The 13561-nt window shown below is 69.0% G+C and carries 3 protein-coding genes; all 3 read right to left on the bottom strand.

Annotation, left to right across the window (positions count from 1 at the left end):
• Positions 1-1562 (bottom strand): type I polyketide synthase (locus tag NOD94_RS18555; protein ID WP_281207087.1); only part of this gene is annotated, 1562 nt, incomplete at its 3' end.
• Positions 1559-4771 (bottom strand): amino acid adenylation domain-containing protein, encoded by a 3213-nt coding sequence (locus tag NOD94_RS18550; protein ID WP_281207086.1) that lies wholly within the window; start codon positions 4769-4771, stop codon positions 1559-1561. The genes NOD94_RS18555 and NOD94_RS18550, both read right to left, overlap by 4 nt.
• A 14-nt stretch (positions 4772-4785) precedes the next feature.
• Complete coding sequence (locus NOD94_RS18545; RefSeq protein WP_281207085.1) at positions 4786-13518, bottom strand: non-ribosomal peptide synthetase; 8733 nt, start codon at positions 13516-13518, stop codon at positions 4786-4788.
• Between the last annotated feature and the right edge of the window lie 43 nt (positions 13519-13561).

Genomic DNA, 13561 nt, shown 5'->3' with positions numbered 1-13561 from the left:
TGCCCGGTCACCGGACCGGATCCCTCCGCCAGCGCCCGCGCCGCCTCGTCACCGCTACGGGCCACCACCGCGGCACGGTACTCGTGCTGCCTCCGCCCCGTCTGTAGGCTGTACGCCACGTCCGGGAGGGTATGCGTACTACGTCCCGCCAGGTGTTCTGTCAGGCGCGCCCGCTGGCCGGACAGCGAAGCCGCCGTCTTGCCCGAGGTGATGAGGACCTCCCACGCGGGTTCGGCGCCGGAATCCTCCCGGCCGGGAACTTCCACCACGGGGGGCTGCTCAAGGATCACATGCGCGTTGGTGCCACCCATGCCGAAGGAGCTCACCCCGGCCCGCCGTGGTGACGGGCCGGACCAGTCACGCAGCTCCGAGTTCACGAAGAACGGGCTCGACGCGAAGTCGATCTCCGGATTGGGCGTCCGGTAATGCAGACTCGGCGGAATCAGCCCACGTTCCACACACAGAACTGCCTTGATGAACCCCGCGACCCCCGCGGCGGTATCGAGATGCCCCACGTTCGTCTTCACCGAACCGAGCGCACAGAACCCACGCTTCGACGTCGACGCACCGAACGCCTGGCTCAGGGCGGCGATCTCGATGGGATCACCGAGCGGTGTCCCCGTCCCGTGTGCCTCGACATAGCCGATCGACTCGGCGGCGACCCCCGCCACCTGCTGCGCCTCATAGATGACGCTCGCCTGCCCCGTCACACTGGGCGCGGTGAAACCGACCTTGTCCGCACCGTCGTTGTTGACCGCCGAACCACGGATCACCGCACGGATCGTGTCCCCGTCACGGACCGCGTCGGCCAGCCGCTTCAGCACCACGAGTCCGACGCCACTGCCGCCGACGGTACCGCGCGCTTCCGCGTCGAACGTTCGGCAATGGCCGTCGGGGGAGAAGATGCCCCCCTCCTGATACTGGTAGCCGCCGCGCTGAAGGACGTTGATCGTCGCCCCACCCGCGAGTGCCACGTCGCATTCGAACTCGAAGAGACTCTTGCACGCCTGATGGACCGAGACGAGCGACGTCGAGCAGGCAGTGCCGATCGTCATGCTGGGTCCGGTCAGGTCCAGGCGATGGGAGATCTGGGTGGCGGCGAAGTCCTTGTCGTTGAACAGTGAGATCTGGCGCGCGAACGAGGCCATCAGATCGGTTCGTGGCAGCAGGTGGTGGAGGAAGTATCCGCTGCGCCCGATACCGAGGAACACGCCGATCGTGTCCTCGATCTCCGCCGGGTCGCAGCCCGCATCCTCGAGGGCCTCGACGGCCACTTCGAGGAGGAACCGCTGCTGCGGATCCATGATCTCCGCTTCGCGTGGCGTATAGCCGAAATACGCGGCGTCGAACTCCTCGATCCGTTCAAGAATTCCGCCCGAGTTCACGAGTGCCGGATCCGCCAGGATCGCGGGGTTACCGTGTGCGGCGATGACGTCGTCGTCGCTGAGGCGAACGATCGACTCTGTTCCCCGGACGAGGTTCTGCCAGAATTCCTCGGCGTTCGCGGCTCCGGGGGCACGCAGTCCGATCCCTACAACGGCGATGCTTCGATCGTCGGTCACTGCTTGTCTCCAGTTCGTGCTGCGCCCATTGCAGCGCGGCGCCTTTCGAGTCGGCCCTGGACACCGGCGAAAGCCGGCTTGTCCTCGCTCCCGGATATATGCCGGGCCAGAGAGGCGATCGTGGGATATCTGTACAGATCGGTCATGGTGACCCGGTTCGGGTAGGCGGCCTTCAACTGACCGAAGACTCGTGCCAGGAGGATCGAATCGCCTCCGAGGTCGAAGAACCCGTCGTCGGCTCCCGGGCGGGAGACACCGAGTACCGCCTCCCAGATCGCGGCGATCGCCTTCTCGGTTTCGGCCGACGGAGCCCTGTAGGCGCGCTGTGCCCGCGCCGGTTCCGGAGAGGGGAGCGCGGCCCAGTCGACCTTTCCATTGGGTGTCAAGGGTATGGTGCCCAGTTCGACGAACCCGGCAGGAACCATGTACTCGGGGAGCGTCGCCCGGACCGCTGCCACCGCCTCTGCCCGATCGATACCGTGGCCGGCTTCTGCGACGACGTACGCCACGAGGCGCTTCGTGCCCATCCGGTCCTCGCGTACGACGGTCACCGCGGCACGGACACCATTGAGCTTCCTGAGTGCCACGTCGATCTCTCCAAGCTCGATACGGAAGCCGCGCAGTTTCACCTGGCGGTCGTTCCGCCCCAAATATTCGAGTTCGCCGTGCGGGAGCCACCGAGCCAGGTCCCCGGTACGGAAGAGACGGGCTCCGGGGCGTTTACCGAATGGATCCGGAACGAACCGCTCGGCCGTCAACGACGGCCGACGGTGGTAGCCCTGCGCAACGCCTTCACCCCCGAGGTAGAGCTCTCCCGCGACCCCCGTCGGGACGGGGATCATCGAGCGGTCGAGCACGTACGCCTGGGTGTTCGCGATGGGGCGCCCGATGAGGGGCTTCGTGCCGTCCTCGGCGACGAGGGCGAATGTCGAGTACACGGTGTCCTCGGAAGGCCCGTACAGGTTGTGAACCTTGCGTATGCCGTCGCGCGCGTAGAGCCGGTCGACGAGATCGCGGGGCACCGGCTCTCCTCCGAGGTTGACCACGCGCAGGCGGTCCGGCAGCTCACCCAGGCGCAGAAGGGCGTCCATCGCGGAGGGGACGGTGTTCACCAGCGTCACGCTGTGGCGGGCGGGCAGGGACGGCAGGAGGAGCGCGTTCCCCGCGAGTATGACGGTGGCTCCGGTCGTGAGCGGCAGGAAGAGCTCGAATACGGAGAGGTCGAAGCAGATCGATGTCGAAGCCAGCGTTCCCTCGAGCTCGGCGGGGGAGAATACCTCCCGCGCCCAGGCGAGGAATTCCCCGACATTGCGATGCGTGACCTTCACGCCCTTCGGCGTGCCGGTCGAACCCGACGTGTAGATCACGATGGCCACGGACTGCTCGTGCAGGGCCGTGCAACCTGCCGGGGCCCCGGCCTCGGCGGGGGATTCCCGGTCGGCCTCCTCATCGACCATCAGCAGCCGGGCCGACGAGCGGGAGAGAGCCTGGCGCGTGGAGGCCTGGGCCAGCACCACGGTGGGTGCCGCGTCGGCCAGGATCTGGTCGACGCGTGCCGCCGGGTACGTGGGATCGAGCGGGACGTACGCCGCTCCCACCTTCCAGATCGCCAATAGTGCTGCGGGGAGATGGGCGTCACGGTCGAGGCACACTCCCACGAACGCTCCGGGGGTCACCCCCGCCGCACGGAGCCGCCGTGCGAATCCGTTGGCGACCGAGTCGAGCGCCGCGTAACTGAACTGCACGTCCCCCGCGATGAGGGCCGTCGCATCCGGTGTCGCCGCCACCTGCGCCTCGAACAACTGGTGCACGGCCGGCTGTACGCGTTCGTCGGTCGTCGGTCCGTTCCAGTCGGCCAGCAAACGCTGCCGCTCCAGCTCGCCCACGATCGGCAGCGTGCCGATCGTGCCCTGCGCGTCGGCCAGTCCGGTGAGCAGGACCTGGTAGTGCTCCAGCATCCGCTCGACGGCAGCGGGGTCGAACCGGTCCTCGTCGAAGGCGACCTGGATGGACATCTGTTCGCCGGGCGCGACCACCAGCGTGAGTGGGAAGCTCGTCTGCTCCGACATACGGACCGATTCGACGCGTATCCCTGCGCCAGGGGCGTCGAGTGCCGCCCCCAAGGGAAAGTTCTCGAACACCACGAGTGACTCGAACAGCGGCACATCGCCCTGCACGTCCGTCCAGCGCCGGATCTCCGAGAGAGGCGAGTAGCCGTACTCCTCGCGCTCGACCTGTTCCATCTGGAGCTTACGGAGCCAGTCGGCGGCACGCGCCTCGTCGTCGACAATGACTCGCACCGGAAGCGTGTTGAGGACGCACCCGACCATCGACTCCACACCGTCGATGGATGGCGGACGCCCTGACGTCACCATCCCGAGGAGGACGTCGCGTTCGCCCCCGTAGCGTCGGAGGAGGACAGCCCAAGCTCCCTGTACCAGAGTGCTGAGCGTGATCCGCTCACGCCGCGCGGCGCCCTGGAGGGCCGCCGTGGTCTCCCGCGAGAGCAGCACACGCCGCCTTTCGATCCGGCCGGGCTCCCGGTGGCCGGCCGTCGGTCGGTCGACTCCCAACGAAGTCGGGCCGCGCACTCCGGCGAGCGACCGGCGCCAGTAGTCCTCGGCCTTGGCGGCATCCTGCGCGCGCAGCCACGCTATGTACTCGCGGAACTCCGTGACCGGCCCGAGCGCTGCCGATCCGCCTTCCACCAGGGCCCGGTAACAGCGCATGATCTCGCCCATCACAACCGGCATCGACCAGCCGTCGGAAATCGCGTGATGGCGCGTCCATAGAAACCGGTGCCGGTCCTCCGAGAGGCGCACCAGGAAGCAGCGCATCAGAGGGGCGCGGGACAGCTCGAAGTCCTGCCCGCGGTCCTCCGCCATGAAGGCGTCGAACCGGGTCTCCTGCTCATCGGCCGGCAGGCCGCTCCAGTCCTCCTCGCTCCAGGGAAGGCTCACCCGCCGGCGTACGACCTGCAGCGGCCGGCTCTGGTCGAGACGCATGAACAGAGTGCGATGGGCCGCATGACGCGCCGTCACTTCGTCCCAGGTCGCTCGGAACGCATGCGCATCGAGGGGCCCGCAGACATCGAATGCCAGCTGTACGACGTAGACACCGCTGTTAGGGGTGAGCTGTGACTTGAGCAGCATCGCGTGCTGTAGCGGCGACAGCGGATAGATCGCCTCGATGTCGTTCGTCTTGTTCATTGCGTCAGTCAGTCCTAGCTCTCGAGGTCCTCAAGAAGGTCATCGAGCTCATCCTGGGTCAGGTCGATGTCCGGGAATGCGGTCGGATCGAGCCGCAGGCGGCCCGCTCGGCAGTCGTCGAGAACTCGTCGCACCGAGGCGGTGAACCGGTCGGCCAGTGCCTCGATCGTTCCCGTGTCGTGCACCGACTCGCCAAAGGTGAAGTCGACGCGGAGCCCGCCGTCCGCCACGATCCCGTTGATGTTCAGCAGGTGCCTGCGCCGTTGTGCCCCGCCGTGCGACGCGCCGACAGAGTCGGTGGACAGCGTGAACAGAGAGTCCGGCAGTCGTGAGGCGTCGGCTTGCCCGAGGTAGTTGAAGACGATCTCCGCCTCGCTCCCGCGACCCAGGCGTGCGCGGGTTGACTCATCGGCCGCCAGATGGCGCAACAGACCGAACCCGACCCCGCGGCGCGGGATGCTCCTCACCTGCTCCTTCACGGCCCGCAGGCCGTTGTCCCCGGCCACGTCGAGGCGCAGCGGATACATCGAGGTGAACCAGCCCACGGTTCGCGAGATGTCCACGTCCTCGAAGAGCTCCTCGCGGCCGTGGCCCTCCACGTCGACGAGCAGCGCGCTGGAGCCGGTCCATGGCGCGCACGCCTCGGCCAACGCATACAGCAGCACCTCGTGAACATCGGTCCTGTGTACGGCGGGTACGTCGCGCAGCAGCGTCGTCGTGTCGTCGGCGGAGAGCTCCGCGGTGACCGTCCGCGCCATCGCCTCTGTGTTCTCCCCGTCGTGCTCGCGCGGCAGCGGCGGCGTCGCCCACTCGACCTGGTTCGCCCAGTATTCGAGCTCGGCTTGCGTCTCGTCGTCGGCAGCGTGTGCTTGGAGCCTCGCGACCCATTCCTGGTACGAGGTCGTCTTCAGTGGCAGCAGGACGGAGCGTCCTTCACGCAGCGCCTCGTAGGACGTCTGTAGGTCCTCCATGAGGATGCGCCACGAGATGCCGTCGACAACAGTGTGGTGGATGACGGTGTAGAGCTGGTCCTGGCGCCGGCCGCCGTAGTCGATGCAGACCATACGGATCAATGGCCCCTGTTCCAGATCCAGATCACTCTGGGTGTGCGCCTGCATGGCGGCGATCGCCTCGGCCCAGGACGACGGCGGCTCATTCGTGAGGTCGAGGCGGCCGACCGGTACGGCCCGGTCCTCTGGTGCGCTCGTCCACTGGCGTACGCCGGCCCCGTCGCGAACGAAGCGGTTGCGGAGGGCGTCGTGGTGGTGCACAAGGGCATCACGCGCCTGTGCGAGGAGGCTGAGGTCCAGGCGTCCCGAAGTGACGTCGACCAGCACGGCTTGGTTGTAGTGGTGGGCGTCGGCGAGCTCTTGCTCGAAGAACCAGCGTTGTATGGGGGCCAGCCCGGTCTCGCCCCGCACCAGGCCCTGATCCGCCCGCGTTCCGGTGCCCTCCTTGACGACCCGGGCCAGCTCGGAGAGCGTCTGGTGCCGGAAGAGGTCACGGGCGGAGAGGACGATCCCGGCGTTCCTCGCGCGCGAGACCATTTGGATGGCAATGATCGAATCGCCGCCGAGCTCGAAGAAGTTGTCGTTCGCGCCGACCCTGGGCAGGCGTAGCAGCTCGCTCCAGATCTGTGCGAGCCGCGCCTCGACGGGTGTCCGGGGTGCGAGGAAGGCGGCTGCTGGCCGCTGCTCGGTGTGGGGTTCCGGCAGCGCCTTGCGGTCCACCTTTCCGCTGGGCAGCAGCGGCATCACGGCCAGCTCTACGAACAGGGCGGGGATCATGTAGCGCGGCAGCCGCCCCTCCAGGTGCGTGCGTACGCGGGCCGGGTCGAAGCCGTCCGCCGTGACCACGTACCCGAGAAGCCGCTTGCCGCCGCGTCCGTCATCGTCGGCCACGACCACGGAGGTCGTCACGCCGGGCGCGTCCGCGAGTACGGACTCCACTTCGCCGAGTTCCACCCGGAAGCCGTGCACCTTGACCTGGTGGTCCCGCCGGCCGATGAACTCCAGTCGTCCGTCGGGCAGGTACCGGACGATGTCGCCCGTGCGGTACATGCGTGCCGCGGGGTCCGCCGCGAACGGGTCGGTGACGAACCGTTCGGCGGTGAGCTCGGGTTGGTGCAGGTAGCCCAGGGCGACACCGTCACCCGCGATGCACAGCTCGCCGGGTACCCCGACCGGAACCGGGTTCAGCCGCCCGTCCAGGACGTGGGCGCGTGTGTTGGAGAGCGGACGTCCGATCGAGTTGTCGGCGCCGTTCACCACATGGCTGGTGGACCAGATCGTCGCCTCGGTCGGACCGTAGACGTTGAGCACACGGCCGCGAACGCTCTCGGAGAGCGTGGCGGCCAGCGCGGGCGGCAAGGCCTCTCCGCCGACGAGCATCCAGTCGAGGCCGCTCAAGGACCGTCGTGCCTCGTCGTCGGACACCATCAGCGCGGCCAGTGACGGCGTGCACTGGAGATGCGTCACCCCGTGCTGCTCGATGAGCCCGGCCATGTCCTGGCGCGGCTCGTGCGCGGGGAGGCGTGTCACCAGCCGGCGCAGGGCATCGAGGTGCTCGAAGCTCGCCAGCACCTCGTCCGTGTCGACCCCGAAATCGACGAGGCAGGCAATTTCGTCCACTCCGCTCTCACGGAGCCGGTCCACGAAAGTCGCGCACTGTTCCGGTGTACCGAAGAGCCCGCTGCTGTCGTAGTAGCGGTCGAAGGCGTGATCGAGGAGTGCGTCGAGGTCGCCCGCGTCGAAGTCATCGAGTTCGAGCCCTCGCGAGCGCGCGATGGGACGGACGAGATCGACGGACTCGCGGAGGTAGTTCTTGAACGGCTCGCGCACCGTCCGCCGGACGAAGTCCTCGTCGTCCGATACGAACGTGTGCAGCATCAGCGTGACATGACCCTCGCCGGCATGTCCGGCCTCGGTCCAGGCCGCGCGGTAGACCTCGATCACCCGCGCCAGGTCCTCGGCCGACTGCCCGAGGAGGTGCGTCAGCAGATTGGCGCCGATGGCACCGGCACGACGGCACGTCTCCGGATTGCCCGCCGCCGTGATCCAGACCGGGAGTTCCGGCTGTACCGGCCGCGGCAACGTGCGCACCTCGATCTCCTCGCCGGTGCCGGAGGTCGTGCGAACCGCCTCGCCGCGCCACAGCCTGCGCACCGTGTCGAGATCGCGGAACATGACTTCTTTGCGGTCGGCGAAGTTCTCGGGAGCGAGGGCGAAGTCGTGCGGCTGCCAGCCGGCGGCGATCGAAAGCCCCACGCGCCCGTTGGACAGGTTGTCGATCATCGCCCAGTCTTCGGCGACGCGGATGGGATGGTGCAGCGGGAGTACCAGGCTTCCGGTGCGGATTCCGATCCGCCGGGTGCAGGCGGCGAGGGCGGCCGCGGTGATTCCGGGGTTCGGGTAAAGCCCGCCGAACGTTCCGAAGTGGCGCTCCGGGGTCCACACCGCAGCGAAGCCGTGCTCGTCGGCCCAGCGTGCGCCTTCGAGGAGCAACCGGTACTTGTCGGTTTCGCGCTCACCGGCGTCGCTCGCGAAGTAGAACAGGCTGAGGTCGACGGACCGGCCGGACTCGGCTGTGCGGGCCTCGCTCAGCACCAGGTCCTCACCGGCCAGGACGACCTTGAAGCCACGCGTGAGCGACCACAGCAGTTCGAGCACCGAGATGTCGAAGGTGTAGTGCGTCAGCGCGAGCCAGGTGCCGGGTGTGGAAGCGCCGAAGCGCTGGTCCATGGCGGAGAAGAAGCCGGCCAGGTTCTGCTGGGCGACCATGACCCCCTTCGGGCGGCCGGTGGACCCCGACGTGTAGATCACGTACGCGCGGTGCTCGGGGCGGACCGTACGGACGGTCGGGGGCGCGTCGGTGGACGCGGATGTCCTCGGGTCGATGAGCTCGGCGCCCTCAGGGAGCTCCGCCGCACGGATACCCGGGGCGACCACGAACCCCAGCCGCGCGTCCTCGATCACGTACGCGATCCGGGCCGGGGGAGCTTCGGGGTCCAACGGGACGTACGCGCCACCCGCCTTGAGCACGGCGAGCATGGCCACCACCATCTCGACCGAACGTTCCAGCCAGATGCCGACGAGCACGTCCTCGGCAACGCCCCGTGCCCGTAGGACCCGTGCCAGCCGGTCTGCCTCCCGATCGAGTTCGTCGTAGGTGAGGGAGCGGTTTCCGAACACCAGCGCCGTGGCATCGGGATCGGACCGCACACGTGCCTCGAAAGCGTCGGCCACGAACGGCCCGTCGCCGGGAACCGCGTACTCCCGGTTCCACTCCGAGAGGAGGTTGTCCCGTTCCGGCTCGGTCAGAAGGCCGAACTCGCCGATGCAGGTGTCCGGCTCGCGGACGATCGCGCGCACCAGCTCAGTGAAGTGGCCGGCCAGCCGCTCCATCGTGGCCTCGTCGAAGAGATCGGTGCGGTACTCGATGCGCCCCACCAGTCCCTCGTCGTTCTCGACCAGGTCGATGGTGAGGTCGTACTTCGCGAAGGCCCCCGGCAGGGGCAGCGGCTCGATTCCGAGGCCGTCCATGTCCAGGCCGTCGCCCGGCGCGTTCTGGTACACGAAGAGGGCCTGGAAGAGCGGGGTGTGCCCGGGGTCACGCGGTGGGTTCAATGCCTCGACGAGGCGTTCGAAGGGCAGGTCCTGATGCGTCTGCGCGGCCAGGGTCACCTCGCGCACCCGGCCCAGCAGCTCGGAGAACGATGGATCGCCGGACAGGTCGGTCCGGATCACCAGCGTGTTGAAGAAGCACCCGATGAGGTCCTCGACCTCGGCTCGCGTCCGGTTCGCGACGGGAGTGCCGACGACGATGTCCTCCTGGCCCGTGTAGCGCGAGAGCAGGACGTTGAACGCGGCGAGCAACGCCATGAACATCGTCGACTGCTGCTCGCCGGAGAGGGCCCGCAGCGCGGCCGCGGTGTCGGGGTCGATGACGAGCGGGAGGGTCGCTCCCCCCATCCCCTGAACGGCGGTCCGCGGGTGGTCGGTCGGGAGTTGCAGCAGTGCGGGCATGCCGCGCAGATGCTCCGTCCAGTACTCCAGCTGAGGCCGGATCTCGTCGGCTTCGAGCCGGTGGTTCTGCCAGGAGGCGAAGTCGGAGTACTGGATCGCCAGGGGTGCCAGGGGGGACCCCTGTCCCGCGCGGAACGCCGTGTACAGCGTCACGACCTCCCGCCACAGCACGGCAGTCGACCAGCCGTCCGAGACGATGTGGTGCAGGCATAGGAGCAGGACGTGCTCCTCGGGCGTGACGCGCAGGATCTCGGCCCGGAACAGCTCGTCGTGCTCAAGGTCGAAGGTGCGCGCGGCGAAGTCCTTCGCCCTGGACAACACGGCCGGGGCGGAAACGTCCACCACCGGGACTTCGGTGGAGGAGGCCGTGCGCACGACCTGCAGGGGAACGCCGTTCACGGGCACGAAGTTGGTGCGGAGCGCCTCGTGGCGGCGGACCACCTCGCTCAGCGCCCGAACGAGGGGATCGATCTCCAGGGCGCCTCTGATGCGAATGGCCGCGGGGATGTTGTAGGACGCGTTGGCGCCGTCGACCTGCGAGAGCACCCAGAGGCGCCGCTGAGCGTAGGACAGGGGCAGCGGTCCGGTGCGCTCGATCGACATGATCGCGTCGTTGTCCGCGGCGTTCCCAGCCGTTTGTTCGCGGTCGATCAGTTTGGCCAGCTCCGCCACGGTGGGGGCGTCGAACAGGCTGCTGACCTGGAGCCCCACTCCGGTCGCCGCCCGTACTCTGGCGACGACACGGGTGGCGCCCAAGGAATTGCCGCCGAGCGTCTGGAAGAAGTCGTCGTGCGCGCCGACCTTCTCGCAGCCGAGGATGTCTTCCCAGAGCCCCGCGAGCAGGGTCTCCGTCTCCGTGCGCGGTGCGACGTAGCTCTCCGCCCTGGCCGCGTCGGGGTCCGGCACCGGTAGCGCCCGCCGGTCCACCTTCCCGTTGGGGGTCAGCGGCAGTGCCGGCAGGGTGACGATGGCTGCGGGGATCATGTAGTCGGGCAGGTGCGCACGTAGCTGCTCGCCGAGTTCGGCGGTCTGCAGGTGGGTGCCACGGCGCGCGACGACGTACGCGGCGAGGTAGGGGTCGGCGTCCTCGGAACGCACGACGGCCACGGCGTCGCTGACCCGCTCACTGCGCAGGAGCACCGTCTCGATCTCGCGGAGCTCCACCCGGTGCCCGCGGATCTTCACCTGCTGGTCGGCACGGCCCAGGAACACAAAGGTGCCGTCCGGCCGTTGCCGGACCACATCTCCCGAGCGGTACATGACCGCGCCCTGCTCGCCCGAGAAGGGATCGGGAAGGAAACGCTCGGCCGTCGCGCCCGGCCGCCCCCAGTAGCCACGTGCGAGGCCCCGGCCACCGATGTACAGCTCGCCAGGGGCTCCTTCCAGCACCGGACGCAGCTCCGCGTCCAGGAGGTAGGTGCGGTAGTTCGGCAGGGGACGGCCAATGGGGACGGGCCCGCTCACCGCGTCGGGCATGGCGAGGGCCAGGGCGCCGACGGCCGTCTCGGTCGGCCCGTAGTGGTTGAGGATCCGGAGGCCGGGACGCAGCCGCCGCACCTCCTGGGCCAGGGATGCGGGCAGCTCCTCACCACCGAGCACGAGACAGGTGGTGGGAAGCAGTTCGGGACCCTCTGCGGAGTCCAGCAGTGCTGCGAGGTGCGAGGGAACGATCTTCAACATGTCGACGGGCTGCTCGCGGAACCGGCGGACGAGGGCCTCGGCCGACAGGACTTCGTCCGGCGCGGCGAGGAAGAGCGACCGCCCGGTGCACAGGGCGCCGAACACCGCGGTGTGCCCGAGGTCGGCAGCCGTGGTCGCCAGGGTGCCGAGTACGGCGTCCTCCGGCAGTTGGAGCTCGGGCAGGATGCCTTCGGCGTAGGCGCGGATCGCGCGGTGCGGTACGCCGACGGCCTTGGGGCGACCGGTCGAGCCAGAGGTGAAGATGAGGTAGGCGAGGTGCTCCGGCTGCACGGCGACGACGGGCGGGGTGTCCGGCAGCGAGTCGAGCTCCGGGGCGTCGTCCAGGTCGATCACCGGTATGCCTCCCGCTCCTTCGCGAGAGGTCAGACCGCGGTGCGTGACGATCACAGCCGGGCGGGTGTCCTCGACCATCTGGGCGAGGCGGACGGCCGGTACGGACGGGTCGAGGGGGACGAAGGCGCCCCCCGCCTTGAGCACGGCGAGCAGGGCGATGACGTACTCGACGGAACGCTCGAGCATCAGCCCGACGGGCACGTCGGGGCCTGCTCCCCGCGCGCTCAGGGCGTGCGCCAGCCGGTTCGAGCTCCGCTCGACCTCGGCGTACGTCAGGCGCTCGCCCCCGCACACGACGGCGAGGGCGTCGGGCAGGGCGGCGGCCCACCGCTCGAAGCAGGTGTGTACGAGCTGGTCGTCCGCGGGCGGCCGGCGCTCACCGGCACCGTGTGCCAGCACTCGCGCGGTCTCCTCACCGTCGGCGAGCCCGAGGTCGCCGACGGGCGCTCCGGGATCGGCAACGATCGCGCGGACGACGGAAGCCAACTGGTCGGCGATCCGCGCCGCCTGCCGTGCCGACACCTGTCCGGTTCGGTGGATGATGCTCAGGGCCGGCTCGCCCTGTGCTCCGTGCGCCACATCGAGGTGGAGGGACGAGCCCACCGGTGGTACGCGGAGCCCCACCAAGGCCACGCGCAGGTCACCGAGGTGTACCTCTCCTGGCATCTCGGTGCAGGCGAAGGAGAAGGGGACCGGCTTGGTGGCCCTGGCCCCGTCGAAGGAGAACTGGTCCGCAGGTGCCTCGGCCTGCGCCCTGTCGAGCTCCTTGACGAGGGCCTCGAAGGGCAGCTCCGGATCCATCAGGGTGAGGAACGGGACGGGGCCCTCGAAGGTCCCGACCACGTACTCCAGTTCGTCCAGACCGCGGGACGTCGGCAGGACCGCCGTCACGATCCGGTCGTCGCCTGTGAGCCGCCACAGCAGCACCTGCCAGGCTCCGAGCAGCAGCGAGGGCACCGACCGTCGCAGCTGCGCCGCCGCCTGCGCCAATGCTGCGGCCTGACTCCCGTCGAGCGGGACCCGCACCACACCGCTGCCGGTGTCCGTGCCGGTCTCGAAGGGCAGGCGCATCTCATGGGCGGCGGGCAGCTCGCGCTCTAGCCAGGTGTCCATCTGGGCCCGTGCCTCGTCGCCGGCGACCTGCTCGTGCAGCCACTCCGCCGCGTCCAGGTACTGCAATGACACCTCGTCCTGCGCCTGCCCGCCGAGCGCGGCGGCGAAGTCTTCGAAGACCACGGCGAAGGACCGGCGGTCGACGAACATCCCGGAGGCCGTCAGAACAAGGACGGACCGGCCGGAGCCCAGCATGAGCCGTGCTCGGAGCGGTTCGGCGTACCCCCCGGCCGTGGCCGGACGATGCGCATCCTCGTCGGCCGCCCGACGGACCGCTTCGGCCGCGTCGGCCGCCCCGTCCGGAAGGACATCGTCGATCCAGTCCGGCCCGGCGGGGCCGTCCACCGTTTGGAGGGGTGCTGCCAGTCCGGACACCGGCACCAGAGCTGATCGCAACGATTCATGACGTTCCATCACAGCCCGCACGGCGCGCAAGACCTCGGACCGTCGCACCGGTCCCTCCAGCGCGATACGGCACTGTGCGCGGCGCTCGGCGGCATGCGACCACGCATGGGCCTGCTGGGGCGACAGCCGGAAGCCGGAAGTCGGCGTAGGTTCGAGATCGGCGTCGTTCATCGTATTGCGACTCTCCATAGGTGTCAGCTGACAAGGCGGGCGG

The organism is Streptomyces sp. Isolate_45 (genome assembly GCF_024721315.2).
GTDB lineage: Bacteria > Actinomycetota > Actinomycetes > Streptomycetales > Streptomycetaceae > Streptomyces.
This window is presented reverse-complemented; position numbering and strand designations above follow the sequence as displayed.

Excerpts from the sequence above, each read along its gene's own strand:
- NOD94_RS18545 (WP_281207085.1), bottom strand. The coding sequence starts at position 13,518 with ATGAACGACGCCGATCTCGAACCTACGCCGACTTCCGGCTTCCGGCTG.
- NOD94_RS18550 (WP_281207086.1), bottom strand. The coding sequence starts at position 4,771 with ATGAACAAGACGAACGACATCGAGGCGATCTATCCGCTGTCGCCGCTA.